At 43.1% G+C, this 19,572-nt stretch carries 15 protein-coding genes; 13 read left to right on the top strand and 2 right to left on the bottom strand.

Features of this window, described 5'->3' with window-relative positions; genetic code table 11:
* Positions 1–180 precede the first annotated feature (180 nt).
* From FAY33_RS13510 to FAY33_RS13455, 13 genes are all read left to right on the top strand, one after another.
* Positions 181–2,535, top strand: a complete 2,355-nt coding sequence (locus FAY33_RS13510) for a cation-translocating P-type ATPase (protein WP_143321757.1) — start codon at positions 181–183, stop codon at positions 2,533–2,535.
* 136 nt (positions 2,536–2,671) lie between these two features.
* Positions 2,672–3,220 carry a hypothetical protein gene (locus FAY33_RS13505; RefSeq protein WP_143321756.1) on the top strand — a complete coding sequence of 183 codons (549 nt, stop codon included), beginning with the start codon at positions 2,672–2,674 and terminating at the stop codon, positions 3,218–3,220.
* On the top strand, positions 3,207–4,754 hold the full coding sequence (locus FAY33_RS13500) for a glycoside hydrolase family 28 protein (protein WP_347562700.1): 1,548 nt from the start codon (positions 3,207–3,209) through the stop codon (positions 4,752–4,754). Before FAY33_RS13505 ends, FAY33_RS13500 begins: the two co-directional genes overlap by 14 nt.
* Before the next feature lie 27 nt (positions 4,755–4,781).
* The gene (locus tag FAY33_RS13495; RefSeq protein WP_143321755.1) at positions 4,782–7,061 is read left to right on the top strand and encodes a helix-turn-helix domain-containing protein; all 2,280 of its coding nucleotides are present in this window, start codon (positions 4,782–4,784) and stop codon (positions 7,059–7,061) included.
* A gap of 138 nt (positions 7,062–7,199) precedes the next feature.
* Positions 7,200–8,840, top strand: a complete 1,641-nt coding sequence (locus FAY33_RS13490; protein ID WP_143321754.1) for an extracellular solute-binding protein — start codon at positions 7,200–7,202, stop codon at positions 8,838–8,840.
* Positions 8,841–8,863: 23 nt separating this feature from the next.
* A complete protein-coding gene (locus FAY33_RS13485) occupies positions 8,864–9,838 on the top strand; it encodes an ABC transporter permease subunit (protein WP_143321753.1) in 975 nt (324 codons plus the stop codon).
* Between the two features lie 13 nt (positions 9,839–9,851).
* On the top strand, positions 9,852–10,733 hold the full coding sequence (locus FAY33_RS13480) for a carbohydrate ABC transporter permease (protein WP_143321752.1): 882 nt from the start codon (positions 9,852–9,854) through the stop codon (positions 10,731–10,733).
* Positions 10,734–10,746: 13 nt separating this feature from the next.
* Entirely contained in the window at positions 10,747–12,813 is a 2,067-nt protein-coding gene (locus FAY33_RS13475; protein ID WP_143321751.1) for a glycoside hydrolase family 65, read from the top strand.
* Complete coding sequence (locus tag FAY33_RS13470; protein ID WP_143321750.1) at positions 12,810–14,231, top strand: alpha-glucosidase/alpha-galactosidase; 1,422 nt, start codon at positions 12,810–12,812, stop codon at positions 14,229–14,231. The genes FAY33_RS13475 and FAY33_RS13470 overlap by 4 nt, the downstream gene beginning before the upstream one ends.
* Entirely contained in the window at positions 14,228–15,334 is a 1,107-nt protein-coding gene (locus tag FAY33_RS13465) for a glycoside hydrolase family 88 protein (RefSeq protein ID WP_143321749.1), read from the top strand. The genes FAY33_RS13470 and FAY33_RS13465 overlap by 4 nt, the downstream gene beginning before the upstream one ends.
* 88 nt (positions 15,335–15,422) lie before the next feature.
* Complete coding sequence (locus tag FAY33_RS20095; RefSeq protein ID WP_279231872.1) at positions 15,423–15,998, top strand: S8 family serine peptidase; 576 nt, start codon at positions 15,423–15,425, stop codon at positions 15,996–15,998.
* A 2-nt stretch (positions 15,999–16,000) separates the two neighbouring features.
* Complete coding sequence (locus FAY33_RS13460) at positions 16,001–17,092, top strand: S8 family peptidase (RefSeq protein WP_279231871.1); 1,092 nt, start codon at positions 16,001–16,003, stop codon at positions 17,090–17,092.
* Positions 17,093–17,264: 172 nt separating this feature from the next.
* Positions 17,265–17,501 carry an HPr family phosphocarrier protein gene (locus tag FAY33_RS13455; RefSeq protein ID WP_143321748.1) on the top strand — a complete coding sequence of 79 codons (237 nt, stop codon included), beginning with the start codon at positions 17,265–17,267 and terminating at the stop codon, positions 17,499–17,501.
* A gap of 142 nt (positions 17,502–17,643) precedes the next feature.
* Here FAY33_RS13455 and FAY33_RS13450 read toward each other — a convergent pair whose 3' ends face one another.
* The gene (locus FAY33_RS13450) at positions 17,644–18,405 is read right to left on the bottom strand and encodes a flagellar motor protein MotB (RefSeq protein ID WP_143321747.1); all 762 of its coding nucleotides are present in this window, start codon (positions 18,403–18,405) and stop codon (positions 17,644–17,646) included.
* An 18-nt stretch (positions 18,406–18,423) separates the two neighbouring features.
* Positions 18,424–19,203, bottom strand: a complete 780-nt coding sequence (motA, locus tag FAY33_RS13445; RefSeq protein ID WP_143321746.1) for a flagellar motor stator protein MotA — start codon at positions 19,201–19,203, stop codon at positions 18,424–18,426.
* Positions 19,204–19,572: the final 369 nt, after the last annotated feature.

The raw sequence follows: 19,572 nt of genomic DNA, 5'->3' as shown, positions 1-19,572 counted from the left end.
TTGAGAAAATAAAGATCCATGCTATAATGAACAGCAGCGGTTCTTGTTGTTTCAGTCATGATTCATATGAAAGAAATAAATTAAGGATATAACATTGTCTTATTTGGGAATGATAAAAATATCCCTTGATCTTTAAAGGCCCAATGAAATTCAGTACGAAAGTAAAGGAAGGGAATTTGGATGAAAGAAAAAGAAGGAATCCCGGTCAGTTTAAAGGAAGGCCTGACCCAGGAGCAGGTGGAAGATCGTATCCGCCAGGGAAAGTGCAATAAAATGCCGGAGCGGAGTACAAAAAGTACGGGAGATATTTTAAAGGATAACATATGCACCAGATTTAATTTATATAACGTTCTGATTGCGCTTGCGCTTGCCTTTGTGGGTGCCTGGTCCAATATGGTGTTTTTCCTGATTATTGTATCAAATGCGTTGATTGGAATCATACAGGAATTCCGGGCAAAGAAGCTCATTGAGGGATTGTCCATATTGTCCGCGCCTGTTGCAGAAGTGATTCGGGATGGCCAGGCAAAGCAGATGCCAGCCGATGGTCTGGTTCTTGATGATATTATGGTATTAAAGAGCGGAATGCAGATCTGCGCCGATGCAAAGGTGGAAAGCGGACGAGTAGAAGTCAACGAAGCCCTTTTAACAGGGGAATCAGATGCAGTGCTGAAGCAGCCAGGAGATATGCTGATGTCTGGAAGCAGTGTCATAAGCGGTCAGTGCCAGGCGAGTGTCACCCATGTGGGGGAAGACAGTTATGTGGCAAATCTCACAAAAGAAGCAGGGAAGCTGAAAAAGGTTCATTCTGAACTTTTGGACTCCATGGCAAAGGTTACCCGGTTTACCGGATATTTAATCCCCCCTCTTGGAGTGATTTTATTTATTCAGGCATTCTTTTTCCGGGATTCCGGTAATTTTATCTCTGTAACTACCACAGCCGCAGCACTTCTTGGAATGCTTCCCAAAGGGCTGGTTTTATTAATCAGTATCAGTCTGGCAGCAGGAGCGGTGGCTCTTTCCAAAAAAATGGTTCTGGTTCAGGAATTGTTCGCTCTCGAGACCTTGTCCCATGTGGATGTTCTCTGCCTGGATAAAACCGGCACCATTACCCAGGGAAGGATGAAAGTAAAGTACATGAAAGAACTGGAACAGACTGAGCTGCCTTTTATGGATCTTCTGGGAGGTTTTGTTCAGGCTTCGGAAGATAACAATGCAACGTTCCAGTCTTTAAAAGAGTATGTAACTCCTAATACCCTCGCTCCCGTAATAGAAAAGATTCCTTTCTCGTCGGAACGGAAGTGGAGTGCCATAACGTTTGATCAGATTGGAACTTTGGTGGTTGGTGCCCCAGAACGTCTTACAAAAGAGATTCCAGCCGAAGCAAAAGAGGAGATGGAAGAAGGAAACCGGGTTCTATTAGTGGGAATCACCAAAGAGGAAGTGGGGTTAAAACAGCCTCTTCCCCGATTGCAGATTCTGGGAATGATCTGTGTCACAGATCCAATTCGGGAGAATGCGTCGGAAACACTGGAGTTTTTTAAAGAACAAGGGGTTAAAATCAAGGTGATCTCTGGGGATAATCCGGCAACGGTTGCTGCGGTTGCAAAAAAAGCGGGGCTTCTGGAGAACGGAACGTATATTGATATGAGTACGGTTCAAACAGAGGAAGAGATTAAACAGGCAGCCCGTACCTGTTCTGTATTTGGAAGGGTATCCCCGATACAGAAAAAACAACTGGTTCAGGCTTTGAAAAAAGAGGGACATACCGTTGCCATGACCGGTGACGGGGTGAATGATTTAATGGCATTAAAAGAAGCAGATTTAAGCATTGCCATGGGAGACGGAAGTGATGCGGCAAGACAGATATCCAGACTGGTGTTGATCAATTCGGATTTTGGGGTTCTTCCGGATGTCATGAAAGAGGGACGCAGAGTTGTTAATAATGTAACCAGAACTGCCGGTATTTTCTTTATTAAAACCATTTATTCCATCATTCTGTCTGTAATCTGTATTTTGGGAAATTATCCATTTCCCCTTGTACCGATTCAGATTACCCTGATTGATCTTGCCATTGAAGGTTATCCATCCTTTATCATGTCCTTTCAGCCGGATCATAGAAAAGTGCCGGGACATTTCCTTCGTGAAGTTATCAGCAGAGCGCTTCCCAATGCCCTATCCATTGTGGCATGCTTTCTCATAATCCGGCTTCTGGCACCGTCCTTTGGTCTGACAGGGGGACAGGAAGCGATTCTCCAGTATCTGATGATCGGAACGGTCAGCATTGAGGCGGTATTTAAAGCATGTCTCCCCTATGATGCAGTGAGGACTTTTGTTTTTGCAACCATGACCGCCGGATATTACGGAGCGGTTCTGATCTTCCATGAGATCATAAAGGCAGAACTTCCAACAAAGGAAACATGGCTGTTATTTTTCTGCATCGCAGCCATAAGTATTATTTTTGAACGATTGTTTTCTTTTTGCATTTCCGTCAAAAAGAAGATGGGGCAAAAAGAACGTGCAGTAAATATTTCATAAATTTATGGGCAAGGACATTTTGTATGGTTCTTGCCCATTATTGTTTCCTTTTTGTCCGCAGGATGATTGTTTTGTCTCTTTACGCATGTTCTTCTTTTCTTTAAAATAGAAATGGAATAGACTGGGAGGGATTAGAATGAAAGACAGGGACAAAATGGAAGCAATTTTACTGGAGTACGAAGAAATCAGGAAAAGAGCAGAAAAAGAACTTCCAAATGAAATGACTTTGGAAGCATGTATGGGGTGTGCCGGATTTGAATCTATTTTAAGGCTGCCTTTTCTCGCCATGAAGGATACCATCTATGGGAAGAAAGAGGCTTATGCCGAAATTGCTCGAATATGGCAGTCTTATGATGGGGATACAGAGGGCTGGGTATTATTAGCACTGGCAGATACTCTGGAACAGATGACAAGAATGATTTATGAACATTACCGAACATTACAGGATTTGTTTCAGGAAAGGTTAGACAGTTATCTGGAGAAAGATGACAGTTGTGATGGACTGGGGGCACTTGCCATCTTAAAAGCCTGCAATCTGGATGTGGTTTTGGCAGATCATTATGGGGAGATCGGGTATGTAAGATTAAAAAAAGCCAGGGAATTCAGAGAGGATACGTTCTGTGATTTAGCGGAAGTTAACTGGAACAAAATGAAGGAGATGTGGGGGCTTTATGATGGAGTGTAGAGTTTTACAGCAGAATGCAAGAAGTGCGGTACTGGAACTGGTGGGAGAAGATCGGTATGAAACCAGGGCTTATGAGTTATGGGTCAATGGAAGATTTCTCAGAGAAGACCAGAAGATGGTTACCATTATAAACGGATTAAAACCGGATACCAGTTATCAGATCCTGTTTCAGTGGAAGGATGGGGATGAGGCAGAAGTAAATATTCATACAAAACCGGAATATGTCACACTAAATGTAAAGAAGTTTGGAGCCAGAGGAGATGGAAAGACAGACGACACAGGTTCGATACAGGCAGCGATTCTCTGTTGCCCGGAATATGGACGTGTGTTTGTTCCTGCGGGGATCTATCGGATCCGAAATCTTTTTTTAAAGAGCAATCTGGTATTGGACCTGGGAAAAGGGGCTGTGTTACAGGCATTTCAGGGAAGAGAAGATTATCCGGTTCTTCCAGGAATTATTCAGAGCTATGATAAGAAAGAAGATTATAACCTGGGTTCATGGGAAGGCAATCCTCTTGATACCATGGCCTCCATTCTTACCGGAATTTCTCTTGAACATGTGCTGATATGCGGAGAAGGAACCATTGACGGCGGTGGAGATTTTGAAACATGGTGGGTCAGTAACATAAACCGGATTCCCCCTTACCGGCCCAGAGTTATATTCTTAAACCGCTGCCGGAATGTTGTGATTCAGGGAATTACAATTCAGAATTCCCCTTCCTGGAATATTCACCCCTATTTCAGTGAGAATATCCGGATTTATGGAATTACGCTTAAAAGTCCGGACAATTCACACAATACAGATGGCATAGATCCGGAATCCTGCAGCAATGTGGAGATTGCAGGGGTGCATTTTAGTGTAGGAGATGACTGTATTGCCATAAAATCTGGAAAAATCTATATGGGGAAAAGATACAGACAGCCTTCTGAAAATATTGTGATCCGCCAATGCCTCATGGAACGGGGGCATGGTGCGGTTACCATAGGAAGCGAGATTGCAGGAGGTGTCCGCCAGGTAATGGTATCTCAGTGTGTATTTTCCAATACGGACCGGGGATTACGGATTAAGACAAGGAGGGGAAGAGGAAAAGATTCCATTGTGGATGAAATAAACTTCAGCAGAATTACGATGGATGGAGTAAAGTCTCCTTTTGTAGTTAATTCCTTTTATTATTGTGATCCCGATGGAAAGTCTGATTATGTGGCAACTCAGGAACCTGTTGCGGTTGATGAACGGACACCTGAGATCCGTAATCTGTCTTTTTCTGAAATCACCTGTAAAAATGCCCATCATACAGGAATCAGTATTTATGGGCTTCCAGAGAAAAAGATTGAATCGGTTTCCATGAAAAATATTTTAATTACATACCATCAGGATGCGAAAGAAGGAAAGGCTGCGATGATGAGGGAGTGCAGCCCCACCAGGAGACAGGGAATCTTTGTCCGAAACGTAAAGAAACTGATCCTTCAAAACGTTGAAGTCCTGGGAGCAGAAAAAGAGTTCCAATATGAGGCAGTGGAAGAAATCCAATAAAACAGGAATGATGTGAAGGTGTGGAAAATGAAAGAGAAGTTTAGGATAAAGAAACATCATACGCTTTACAAATGGATTCTGTTAGGCTGCATTGCACTTATGATACCCATTGGATGTGCGGTCATCAATTATTTTATTAATAAAAGTCTGGTTGAACGAAAGATCAATCAGGTAAATCAGTTTATGCTGGAAACCATCCGGTATAACATTGATGAGAATCTGGGTGATATTTTAGAGACTACCAGATATCATATGCTGGATAAGGACTTCACCCTTCCGGCTCTCAACGCAAAGGACGAAAAGCGTTTTCAGTCTCTGGTGCTGAACTGTTATCACAGAATGCGTTTAACGGAAGGTTCCAATCCAGATATTGAACTGATTCTTTACCTCAGGGAAAAGGAATATCTGTTAAGTTCCCGAACCGCCAATAAAATTGATTCCATATACAGAAGCTTAAGAGCCAGAGGCAGCATCACACTTCCTTTGGAAGAATGGAAGAAAAAGCTGACGGGCAGCGGGAAAAGCGGATTTATGATATCAAGGGATATGAGCTATGGAAATTATGGAAAAGAAAGTCTGGTTTACGTTACCCCCATGCAGTATTCTGGTCCGAAAGAAGCTGGTTATTTCATTGCATCCATATCAACAGAATTCCTGGATCAGTTGATGCAGAAAGAGACAAACATGGGAAACACCATTTTTATTGTGGACAAAGAAAACCGGGTGATAGGTCAGTATGGTGTAAAGCTGGATCTGGATGGCAGAAAGCTGGATCTGGAACCAGGCAAGGAGAAACTGGCTTTTTATGTTCATGGAGAAGAATATGTGGGAGCGTTTACAAAATCAAATGTAACCGACTGGAGATATGTGGTGTGTATGCCCAAACGGGTGTTCATGAAAGAAGTCAATCAGAACCGGGATGTAAACATGATCATTGTGTTTGGCGGAGCAGTCATTGGCATGGCTGCGGTGATTATTCTACAGCGCAGAAACTACCGGTCGGTCCGCCGTCTGGTCAATATTCTGCCGGAGCCGGACAGCAGTCAGGGAGATGAATTCATACTATTGGAAAAAAAGCTGAAACAGTTATATGAGGATAATCAGTCCATGCAGGATTCCATTGAAAGCAGGCGGCAGTATGACCGGGAACTTGGGCTGCTTTCTGCCATCAAAGGAAGCAATAATTTTTTTCGTAAACTGGGAACAGAAGAGCTTCTCGGTGTGGATTACCAGAAAAAAGGATTTGCCTTTGTAACGGTCCGGGTGGATGGGGAAGACGGGTCCTCTGTTTTTGGTGTGTCCATGGATACAGGCCTTGTATGTTTTTTGATTAACAATGTCACCATGGATATTTTAGGAGAGGAATATTCTTATATCAAGACGCTAGATGGAGGTCTTTTGGTCTATTTATTTCTGATTCCTAAAGACTCGATGGAAACCTGGGAGACAGTCAGCATGGAAAAGTTCCAGTGGCTTAATGAGTTTTTCCAAAATCGCCTGGAATCCGATCTTTCCATTACAATTGGAAAAATATTTGTTGATTTCGAATATGTGGAATCTGCCTATGCAGAAATAGGAGAGATCAACGAACAGCGGTATTATACCCAGCCGGATGGAGTGGTAAGGGCAGAAGAGGTGAGTACCGTAGATTTTTCATCTTCTGGCAGACTCTCATATTATGGAAAACGCTTTGGGACGATTGTGTCGGAAGGAGATCTGGATGAAGGAAAGAAGCTGAGTAAGGAACTGTTTGAGGAATTAAACCACAGTCAGAAACCTTTTAACACCACGCTTTATTACGTTCTTTCCATTGTGAATCATGTACTCCTTGAGTCGTCTGGCCTGGTACAGAGCAAGACAGTAAGAGAAGAGGCACTGGATATGGCACTTGGGCAGATGAGAGTGACCGAATCGGTCAGCGCCCTCCACCATTCCTTTTCTCAATTCCTTCGTCTGATCTGCAGGGGAGCGGATCAGGATAACCAGAATTCCAGACAGCTTTCAGAAGACATCAAACAGTATGTCCGGGAGCATTATACCGACTGTAATGTAAATATTTCTGCGATTGCAGAACACATTGGCATTACACCAAGATATATGTCAAGGATTTTTAAAGAGCAGACAGGAATGAACCTCCTTAATTATATTAATGACGTGAGAATTGAGCGGGCAAAGGTCCTTTTAAAAACAACAGCAAAAACCGTAGATGAGATCGCAGCAGAAACAGGATTTGCCAATTCCCGGACATTTCGAAGAAACTTCCAGAAGGCAGCAAAAGTGACCGCCATGAACTATAAAAACACCTAATGACGGTGCTGGACGCCGGATAAAAAGGGAAATTCCACATACTGACCGTTCTTTTTTCTTTTTGCCACTTCCACAGACACTGCCTCTGCTCTATATTGGAAATATAAGCAGCAAAAACAGATAGGAGGAGTATTTTGTATGAGAAGAAAGATGAGTTTTAAAAAGGGAGTTTCGCTGTTAACAGCAGGCGCACTGGCTGTTTCAGTATTATCTGGCTGCGGTGGGGGATCCGTGCAGACAGGAGGAAAAGAAACGCCGCAAAGTGGTTCCGTACAGGCTGGAAATGGGGGTCCGGTCACTTACCCGGTTCCAGATGCAGGTTCCTTTACGTTTGGAATGACCCTTTCCACTGCATGGAGTGACAGGTACAATGCCTTTGATGAGATACCTTTGGGGAAAGAGCTGGAAAAAAGAACCGGCTTCGACATGGAGATGATTCATGTAGAAAACAAACAGGCAATGAATCTGTTGCTGGCATCAGGGGAACTGCCGGATGTAATCAGTTATAATTTCCTGGCAAATTATACAGGCGGAGATGCAAAAGCCATTCAGGACGGTTTGATTTTCCCAATGAGTGAAGAGTTTGTAAAAGAAAATGCACCGGATTACTGGAAGGTTATCAGTGCAGACCCTGAGATCTTAAAGCAGGTAAAGACCCCGGAGGGAGATATCTATGGATTTGCCTTTATTCTTGGAGATGAGATTTTAAAAGGAGGGTATGGTCTGATCGTCCGGGACGACTGGTGTAAGGAACTGGGGATTGATCTGCCGGAGACCGCAGATGAATATTATGAGATGTTAAAATTATTCAAAGAAAAGAAAGGTGCAGAGATTCCTCTTTGTATCAATACAGATTTTTTAGGCAGTCTGCTGAACCGAGGAATCATTACTTCCCCCTTTGGTCTTGTAACCATGGATATGTATGTGAATCAGGATCAGGTGAAAATTGGCTATGCACAGCCCGAATTTAAGAAGGTTTTGGAGTGGCTTAATAAACTTTATTCCGAAGGGCTGTTAGACCCTAATTTTGCCACCCTTGACAAGGATACCATTACAGCCAATATGCTAACCGGGAAGTCCGGTGCCTCCTCTGGTGCCTGCGGAAGCGTACTCGGAACATGGCTTACCACCAATAAAGATGTAGAGAACTTCTCTCTGGCAGGAACAAAGAATCTGGTTGCAAAAAAGGGAGAAACCCCGATGTATGGCCATTACAATACTGATGTTGTAGGCAGTGTTGCGGTCATTACCACAGCTTGTAAAGATCCGGAAAAGATCGCCAGGTTTATTAACTATGGTTATACGGATGAAGGGCATATGCTTTATAACTTTGGAATCGAAGGCGAGAGTTATGAGATGAAAGACGGAGCCCCCACATTTACGGATCTGATTTTAGATAACCCGGATGGTCTGACCATTCAGCAGGCGCTGTCGGAATATGAACTGGCATATGGCAATGGTCCGTTTGTACAGGATAAAGACTATCTTCTCCAGTATTACAAAGAAGATGCCCAGAAAAAAGCGCTGGAGATCTGGGGAGAAAATGATGCGAAAAAATACAAACTTCCAAGAATTACAATCAATGCGGAACAGTCAGGAGAATATTCCAGTCTGATCAGTGAGCTGCAGACATACCGGGATGAAATGGTCATCAAGTTTATCAGAGGGGAAGAATCCCTTGATCATTTTGATCTCTATTTAAATAATTTAAATTCCATGGGAGTGGAAAGAGCCAGAGAGATTGTCCAGAAGGCCGTTGATGAATACAATTCCAGGTAAAACAGGAAAGAATGGAGGACTTCATGCAGAGCTTAATAAGAAGAAAAAAACGGTTACCCCTGGATTCCAAAGGTTCCTATATGAGCAGATTAAAAAAAGATCTGGTAAAGAACCGGTCAGCATATGTTCTCTTTCTGCCGGTTTTAGCATTTTATCTGATATTCTGCTATAAACCCATGTATGGTCTTATTATTGCCTTTAAGGATTTTACACCCTATAAAGGGATTTTAGACAGTCCTTGGGCGGCTGATTTTGGTTTCAAGCATTTTATCAGTTTTTTTAGCTCCGTGTATTTTGGAAGGCTGATCAAAAACACCCTGGTCATCAGTATCACCAATCTCCTTGTGACATTTCCGGCTCCCATTATACTGGCGCTTTTATTAAATGAAGTACGGTGCAGGAAATACAAAAGCATGCTTCAGACCCTTACCTATCTGCCCCACTTTATATCCATGGTAGTAATCTGCAGTATGGTCCGGTTGTTTGTGGATCACAATGGATTCATTACCCAGATGCTCTCAAGTCTGGGACTGGTGGATGGGAACCTGTCCATGTTGTCAAATAAAAATTATTTCGTCCCCATCTATGTATTATCCGGATTGTGGCAGACCATTGGCTGGAGTGCGATTATCTATATCTCTGCTCTGGCAGGAGTGGACCAGGAACTGTACGAGGCAGCAAGAATTGACGGAGCAAACCGTTGGAAACAGACCATTCATGTTACACTGCCAGCCATTATGATGACCATTATCATGATGTTTATTATGAGAATCGGAACGGTAATGAGTGTAGGCTATGAAAAGATTATTCTGCTATATAATCCTGGAATCTATGAAACTGCCGATGTCATATCTTCCTATGTTTACCGAAAAGGGCTTCAGGAGGCAGATTGGAGTTATGCAGCAGCAGTAGGCTTCTTTAATTCCGTCATTAACTTGTTTCTTGTTGTAACCGCCAACAAAATAACCAAAAAAGTCACAGATATGGGACTGTGGTAGAGGGGAGAGGCAGATGAAAGAAAGAAGCAGAGGATACCGCATGTTCACCGTTGTAAATTATATAATTCTGACTGCCATAGCCATAGCATGCCTGTATCCGTTTTATTTTGTTTTAATCGCCTCAGTCAGCGATCCCGATGCGTTTATGCGACATGGGGGATTGCTCCTTAAACCACTGGGAGATCTGACCTTTGCAGGGTATCAGATGGTATTCAAAAACCGACTGGTTATGAGCGGGTTTGCCAATACCTTTTTTATTCTGTTTGTAGGGCTGGTCTTTAATCTGATTCTTACGGTGCTGGGAGCTTACGTCTTATCCATCCGGGAACTGATGCTGCGAAGATTTCTGACCATACTGGTCATTGTAACCATGTATTTTTCCGGCGGACTGATTCCGACCTATCTAAATGTGAAGGAACTTGGAATGTTAAACAGCGTCTGGTCCCTGATTTTGCCTGGTGCCATTGGCACCTCCAATTTAATCATTATGCGAAGTGCTTTTATGGCGGTTCCGGAGTCTCTTTCCGAGGCAGCCAGAATTGATGGAGCCAGTCACATTCAGATCCTTGGAAAGATCATGCTGCCCCTTGTAAAAGCAACTCTGGCGGTGATGGTGCTCTATTATGCCGTAAGCCACTGGAATTCCTGGTTTAGTGCATCCATTTATTTAAGGACGCCATCCAAGTATCCCCTGCAATTAGTACTAAGAAATATTTTAGTGGAAAGCCAGATGGGAGATATGATGCAGGATATCGGTGCAGCAAGAGCCCCTCAGGTGCAGCAGCTTTTGAAATATGCACTGATTGTAGTCAGCAGCCTTCCAATCATCTGCATTTACCCGTTTTTGCAGAAGTTTTTTCAAAAAGGTGTCATGCTTGGAGCTGTAAAAGGATAAAAGGAGAATTTAATTGAAGATTAACAGAAAAAAATTAATCCAACGGCATAATCCTGTTCTGACAGAAATAACCGCTGATTCCCCTCTGACCGTTGGAAATGGAGAACTGGCATTTACCGCCGATGTTACAGGAACGCAGACCTTATATGAAGAATATAACACCGTTCCGCTATGTACCATGTCTCAGTGGGGATTTCATACAACACCGTCAAAGGGAGAAAAAAGTAAATACTCCCTGGAAGATTTAAGCATGACAGAGTATGACCTACACGGCAGAAAAACCAGTTATCCCAAAAGAAGGTATCCTGGTAATGAAGCAGTGTATGACTGGCTTCGGGAAAATCCCCACAGGCTGAATCTGGGCAGAGTCAGGCTTTTATACAAGGGGCAAAGCATTACAGCGGCCATGATTGGTTCTGTTCATCAGGAATTGAAGTTATATGAGGGAATATTAAAAAGTCAATTTACCATCAATGGAGAGCCGTTAATGGTAGAAACCGCTTGTGATAACAAAGGAAATCAGATTCTTGGATTTCGAATAACCGGTCAGGCAGCAGAAAAAGGGAGTGTAAAGGCAGCGATTGATTTTCCTTACGGTTCTTCCCATATTTCTGCTTCTGACTGGGAACATGAAGAAAGACATACAACCAGTTGTGTCATTCTGGAAAAAGGCAGGCTGGTATTAAAGCGAACCCTTGATGAGGATCATTATTATGCCGGAATTGTTACCAATGGAACCGTGGAACTGGATCTGGAACATCACAGGCTCTATATTATTCCAGGGGAAGGAGTTCTTGAATTCACACTAAGCTTTTCGAAAGACTGCCCCCAAGTGAATCTGGATGCCCCCATGGTATTTGATCACAGCCGTCAGGGCTGGGAAGATTTTTGGGAAAAGGGAGGAATCATAAGGCTCAACCAGAGCAAAGACAAACGGGCAGTAGAACTGGAAAGAAGAATTATACTGTCCCAGTATCTGATGGCAGTGAATTCCAGCGGTTCAGCCCCTCCTCAGGAAACGGGGCTGACCTGTAACAGTTGGTATGGAAAGATGCATCTGGAGATGTATCTGTGGCACTGTGCCTGGCTTCCTCTCTGGAATCACAGCGATCTTTTGGAAAAAAGCCTGGTATGGTATGAGGAGCATCTGGAAGAGGCGAGAGAAAATGCAGCCAGAAATGGATTTCAGGGAGCAAGGTGGCCAAAGATGATAGGATTAGAAGGGATTGATGCTCCTTCTGCGGTGGCGCCTCTTTTGATCTGGCAGCAGCCTCATGTGATCTACATGCTGGAACTGGCATACAAAAACAGTCCCGGGAAAGAATTTCTGGAGCGTTTCTGGAAGCTGGTAGAGGAAACGGCTGTATTTATGGCTGATGTTGTTCTCTGGAATCCAAAGACCGGCTGCTATGATCTTGTATCCCCGGTTATTCCGGTTCAGGAATGTCATAATGAGACAAAGACCCATAATCCGGCTTTTGAAGTGGAATACTGGCGTTTTACCCTTAACATTGCACTTGAGTGGGCAAACCGCTTAAATAAGACTCCAGACCCTAAATGGAAAGAGATTGCAGAGCATATGGCATGTCTGACGGAGCAGGAAGGAGTGTATCTTGCCCACGAGCATTGTCCGGACACCTTTACACAATATAACCGGGATCATCCTTCCATGGTTGGTGCTTTCGGTCTCATTGACAGTGACCGGATTGATGGTCAGGTGATGAAACGAACTCTTTTAAAGGTGTTGGAGTGCTGGAATTATGAGACCTTATGGGGCTGGGATTTTGCCATGATGGCAATGACTGCGGTGCGGCTACATGAACCAGAACTGGCTGTGGATATTCTGTTAATGGATACTCCGAAAAACGCTTATCTGGAAAATGGCAATAATATGCAGATTACAAGAAGTGATCTTCCTCTGTATCTTCCCGGGAATGGTTCGCTTCTTCTGGCAGCGGCACTGATGACAGCCGGATATGAAGGAGAAGATATCAAGACTCCTGGATTCCCTGATAATGGAGAATGGACTGTGGAATATGAAAATATTGACCCGTTTCTATCAATAAGGAGGAAACCATGAACGTATATGAAGGAACCATCAAAGACTGTAAAATTGCCTATATTGGGGGAGGGTCAAGAGGCTGGGCATGGCGTCTGATGGCGGATCTTGCCATGGAGCCGGCGCTGTCTGGAAAAATCTCTTTGTATGACATTGATAAACCGGCAGCCAGGTATAATGAAATCATAGGAAACCGTCTGTCAGCCAGAACGGATGTGACAGGCAAATGGGATTATGAAGTGGCAGATGGTATGGAGGAGGCATTAACCGGAGCGGATTTTGTTATTCTGTCCATTCTTCCGGGAACTCTGGAGGAGATGCACTTTGATGTACACCAGCCGGAGGAATATGGAATCTGGCAGTCCGTAGGGGATACGGTAGGACCTGGGGGAATTGTCCGTGCGTTGCGGACGATTCCAATGTATGTGGAAATTGCCAGAGGAATTAAAGCATATGCACCCAATGCCTGGGTCATTAATTACACCAATCCCATGAGTCTGTGCATAAAGACACTGTATCATGTTTTTCCCCAGATCAAAGCATTTGGCTGTTGTCATGAAGTATTTGGAACCCAGAAGATGCTTGCCAATATTTTGCAGGATGAACAAGCGATAACCGGAGTAAAGCGCAGTGAAATCATGGTAAACGTGGTGGGAATCAATCATTTTACCTGGTTTACAGAGGCTTCTTATAAAGGAATTGACCTGTTTCCCGTATACAGAAAATATGTGGATTCCCACTATCAGACCGGATATAAAAAAGGCGATGACAGTTGGCTGAATCAGGCATTTTCCAGCGGTCAGCGGGTAAAGTTTGATCTCTTTTTAAAATATGGTTTCATTGCTGCGGCAGGAGACCGGCATCTGGCAGAATTCATGCCAGGAGATGAGTACTTAAAAGATCCGGAGACAGTAAAAGAGTGGATGTTTTCCCTGACCACCGTGGATTCCAGAAAAGATCAGTGGAAAGAGCGTCTGGAGAGAAGCGGGAGACTGGTCCGGGGAGAGGAAGAAATAGAATTAAAGCCTTCCGGAGAAGAGGGGGTTATGTTAATCAAGGCGTTGTGCGGACTGACCAGATGGATCAGTAATGTAAATATACCAAACACTGGAGGGCAGATACCAAATCTTTCAAAGGAAACGGTGGTAGAAACCAATGCCGTATTTTCAAAAGATCATATTCGCCCGGTTTTGGCAGGAGAAATTCCGGAATCCATTCTTTCACTGGTTCTTCCTCATGCGGAGAATCAGGAAGTCATTTTAAATGCTGCCATGAACTGTGATTTTGAAGCTGCGCTTTCTGCACTGATGAATGATCCAAATGCAAAGGCAAAGATAGAAAAGAACCAGGCCCATGAATTATTAACACAGATGCTGACCCATACAGCGGCGTTTCTGCCAGAACAATGGAATGACGTATTAGCCAGGAGGAACAAATGAATCAGTATAATTATAAAGGGCATTCCCCTCTTTTTTGTGCCATGGAGGCATGTGATACCTTGATGCGAAAGTTTGAACCTGAGGATCTGCCTCCCAAAGGTCATTTTCATTATCATCAGGGAGTATTTTTATCCGGTATGGAGATGATTTACCGGATCAGCAGGGAAAAGAAATATAGAACCTATATTGATTCCTGGGTGAACAGCCTTATCACGCCGGAAGGAGATCTTACTGGTTTTGATTCAGATGAACTGGATGATGTACAGCCTGGAGTGCTTTTATACCGGATGTATGAGGAAACGGGGGCAGACAGATACGAAAAAGCCATTCATACGCTGATGAAAGTGGTAAAGAACTTTCCAAAGAACCGGGAGGGCGGTTTCTGGCATAAAAAGAAAAACCGGGAACAGATGTGGCTAGATGGATTATACATGGCAGGACCTTTTACTGCATTATATGGAAAAACATTTCATGATGAATCCTGCTTTGATCTTTGTGTATTCCAGGCACTTTTAATGGAAGAGAAGACGAGAGACGAAAAGACAGGTCTCTGGTATCATGCCTGGGACAGCATAGGGGAGAGACCCTGGGCAGATCAATCCACTGGCCGTTCGCCGGAATTTTGGGGAAGAGCAATGGGCTGGGTGCCTGTGGCAGTATTGGAAGAACTGGATTGCATTCCACAGGCTCATGAAGGATATGAGAAACTGAAAAAACTGGTAATAAATCTTCTGGAGGCATTGGAGTCATATCAGGATGCCAGTGGACTCTGGTATCAGGTGATTGATAAAGGGCAGTTACCAGATAACTGGCTGGAAACGTCCTGTACCTGTCTCTTTACTGCGGCAATCTGTAAAAGTGTACGAATGGGATTTTTAGATAAAAGACACTTAAAGACTGCACGAAAAGCCTTTGAAGGGGTCATAGACCGTCTGGCATACAGGGGAGAGGATCTGATCTTAGGAGGAATCTGTGTGGGAACCGGGGTTGGAGATTACAAACATTACTGCAACCGGCCTACCAGTGAAAATGACCTTCATGGAACAGGAGCGTTCTTACTGATGTGCGGGGAGATGGAGCAGGTGGCAGAAGTAATTTCTTAAAAGAAAAGAAGGCTCTGACGATTTATCATTTCCGATTATCTTCTGTCATAGAATAAGGAAAGTTCTATTTTCTAATGAAAGAGGGGAGATGATGATGAAAGCTGTTGATGAAAATTATTTTGATCTGATGCTTAACAATGAATTCGCTGAAAATCATAGAGAGGATGGAAATCTGACTCCAATTAATGACAGACACTCCATCCTCTATGAGCCTGTCAGCGAATTTCATATGTGTTTTATGGGAAAATACCCATATACCATTTTCCCACTTATATTTACCCTGAATTCGGTGCTTAGTCTGGAGGCATCAAAGGTCCCCTCTATTCAGCGTAATCCTAATTTTTCCCTGTATGGGCAGGGGGTATTAGTGGGATTTGTGGATACAGGAATTGATTACAGGCATAAAGCCTTTTTGAACCGGGATGGAAGCAGCCGGATTGTTTCCATATGGGATCAGACAATTGAATCAGAAAAACCGCCTGCAGGATTCTCCTTTGGAACTGAGTATACAAAAGAATCAATTAATCTTGCCCTTAGATCTGCAGATCCGGCATCCATTGTTCCTAGCAGGGATGACAATGGGCATGGAACCATGCTGGCAGGAATTGCAGCCGGAAGTCAGGAGTTGGAACATGGTTTTTGGGGAATTGCCTCCAAGAACTGATAGTGGTTAAATTAAAGCAGGCAAAAAAATACAACCGGAAGATATTCTGCGTCAGAGATGGGGTGGAATGTTATCTGGAAACAGATATTATGTTGGGAATTCAGTATCTGCGCAGAGTAGCAGTACAGTTAAAACGCCCCCTGGCGATCTGCATTGGGGTAGGTTCCAGTCAGGGCGGTCATATTGGAGGCGGTCCTTTTGGAGACTATATCAATAATCTGGCAACTTATCCGGGAACGGCAGTCTGTATATCAGCAGGCAATGAAGGAAATAACAGGAGGCATTATCGAGGAAAGATATCTTCTCCAAGCTATGAAGGGGATTTTGAACTCCGGGTGGGGGAAAAAGATCAGGAGTTCTTTTTTGAATTATGGAACTATGAGCCTTATCGGCTGAATATATCCATTTCAACCCCAACCAGAGAAACCACCAAGGTCATTCATCCAAGATTTGATGAGTGCCTGAAGTTTCAGTTTGTTTTTGGACCCACCACTGTTTTTGTTAACAATTTTATTTTAGAGGAAGAAACCGGTGCTCAGCTCATTGTTGTGCGGTTCCAGAATGCCATGCAGGGAATCTGGAGAATCAAGGTTTCCAATATTGACTTTCGGCCTGCAGACTTTGATGTATGGCTTCCTTCCGGTGAGATTATTTCCAAAGAAACATACTTTTTGGAAGCGTCTCCGGAGACGACAGTAACTTCCCCTGGTAATACCATAAATCCCCTGACAGTAACCGCCTATAATCAACAGAATAAAAGCATTCTCCTGGATTCCAGCAGAGGCTTTTCCGCATCCCGTACGGCGGTTCCTGATCTGGCAGCTCCAGGTTACCAGATATTATGTCCCGTGCCTGGTGGAGGATATGGGTCTGGAACCGGAACCGGAGCTGCTGCTGCACATGCTTGCGGAATTGCTGCCATGGTGTTGGAGTGGGGCATAATCAGAGGCAATTATGACACCATTACAGGAAGAGATGTGAGTCGGCTTTTGGTGAGGGGAGCATCCCGTTCTAATTCTATGGTATATCCAAATCCAGTCTGGGGTTATGGCAGTATTGACATCCTGGGACTTTTTAACTGGCTGAGACTTTAAGAGGGGTTTTGGACTGGTTTAAATAATACGGGATTCTCTATTGACATATGTTTTGAATCGTAATATAATTGCTAATCGTACTCAGAGTGGGTGGGTATCTGATAATATGATTATTTGTATCAATAGCTCCAATTCCCGCTAAAAAAGTTGAATTTTATTGAAAGGAATCTACATGTACCGTTTTAAAATCCGCTTTCACACTGCAGATCAGATTATTGATTTTGTAAGGCTTATCAGCCAATATAAATTTGATGCTGATTTAAATTTTTACAATAAAGCTGCAGATGCAAAATCATTGATTGGAGTTTTTTCTATGACTTCCATAACCAATAAGATGGAATTAGTATTACACACGGATAAACTGGACAATGAGAGCTTTAAGAATCGCTTTTCTGAATACCTCATATAATTCTTTTTACTTCTGCTACTCTTTTCCCTTTCTTATGAGGACCCCTGTTGCTGCTTTCCAACAAAATACTTGCATCATGATATAAAATAAGCTGGAAAGGCGCCGTATTATGGCTGCTTTCCAGCTTACAGTTAATCAAAGTTTATTTAACCAGGTGTTCTTCCAGATTGTTATATTGTTCGCTTAGAACAATGATATCAATACGTCTGTTCTTTGATCTTCCCTCCGCGCGGTCATTTTCCGCAACTGGCTTGAATTCCCCGTAGCCCACTGCGATGAGTTTGTCCGGAGGGAAATTACATTCATCAATAAAATAAGTTACAACGCTGACAGCTCTTGCCGTAGATAATTCCCAGTTGGAAGAGTAGGAACTCTTGCTGATGGGAACATTGTCAGTATGACCTTCAATACGGATATAATTATCTGTGGTATTGAGAATATCGGCAACCTCATTCAGTGTGTCTGCGTGCTTATTGATCTTTGCACTTCCTGAATCAAAGAGTACTGCATTATTCAGCCTGATTACAAGGCCACGCATATCAATCATGGTTGATACGGAATCTTCCATGTGATTGTCATCCAGTTTTGTATCCAGCTCTGTCTTTAAATGCTCCAGCTTTTTAAGCTCATATTCTCCAAAGAAACTTTCCAACTGGCTCTGGGTCTCAATATTCAGCGGGCCACCTTTGCCGCCGCCTGAGGATTGTCCCTGTGCATAGTGTTCATTAATCATAGTGTCAGAGAATTTCTGGGAGATATCCTGTGCCTTCTTCGCATCAATTTTACTAACTGCAAAAAGTACAATGAAAACCGCAAGCAGAAGAGTCATTAGATCTGAATACGGGAGCAGCCATGCTTCCCCTGCTTCTTCTTCCTGATGTACCTGTTTTCTTTTTTTTGACATATCCAATCACCTTATCCCTTACTTAGACTGCCCGGAAAGTTTCTTTTGTCTTGATTTGGGAAGAGAGGCAAGTAATTTTTCCCTAAGTATGAAAGGAGAGTCGCCGTTTTGCATGGAAAGCACTCCTTTTACGATCAGCTCCATTGTCATTACTTCCTGCTGGCTTTTTACTTTCAGCTTTTTTGCAAAAGGGTTCCATAATACATAGCCTGTAAAAATACCAAGAATGGTAGCAACAAACGCCGCTGCGATGGCTTCTGCCATCTTGTCCGTATCGTTAATGGAGGACATGGCAGCAATCAGACCGAATACCGCACCTAAAACGCCCAGGGTGGGAGCATAAGTACCTGCGGAGGAAAAGACACTGGCATTGATTTCATGCCGTTTTTCCATTGCCTCGATTTCCGTTTCTAAAATATCTTCAATCAACTCTCCGCTGGTTCCGTCAACGAGCAGACGTACGCCTTTCTTTAAGAAAGGGTGTTTCAGTTCTTCTACTTTGGATTCCAGTGATAAAAATCCGTCTGTACGTGCCTGCTTTGACAATTCATAGATTGTTTCAATGATTTCTGTTTCAGAAAGCCCTTTTTTCTTTGTAAAGAGGACTCCAAAAAGAGAACCAATGACTTTGACATTCTGCCCGGGAAAGGAAATCAATATTGTGGCAATCGTACCTACCACGATAACAAAAAAGGCGGCAGGATTTAATAGAACCGTGAATTCAATGTGTTTAAAAATCATGGCGCCAACAACTGCAATAATGCCGACGATAACGCCTAGTATGGTAGTTAGTTCCATAGTTTCTCCTTTGTGTATTCTGGTTAGTGGTATACAGGTGGCTGAACTGATCCCAGTATAGTATAATATATTTATGACCTCAGTTGTGTTAAATAATTGTTAAATGTTGGTATAATTTGCTTTTTGATAAATTTCATTCAATAAGGGAAAAATTAATCTAAAAAAACTCTGGTATTTTCCTTTTTGTTTTGCTTTTATTTGTACAAAGTAACCATGTAATAAAAGGTGAGAGAGATATTTGTATAGATATTAACTATTTTGTGTTGTAATAATTGCAAAAAGGATATACAATTATAATAACAAATTTAGAAAAGCTGTTTTATTGCCAACGAATATCCTTTACGGATTACGATGAGGAGCGTATGGGGA

The sequence above is a fragment of the Clostridium sp. HBUAS56010 genome (assembly GCF_007115105.1).
Lineage (GTDB): Bacteria > Bacillota > Clostridia > Lachnospirales > Lachnospiraceae > Lacrimispora.
Note: the sequence above shows the minus strand (reverse complement) of the source record. Positions and strands in the feature narration are given on the sequence as shown.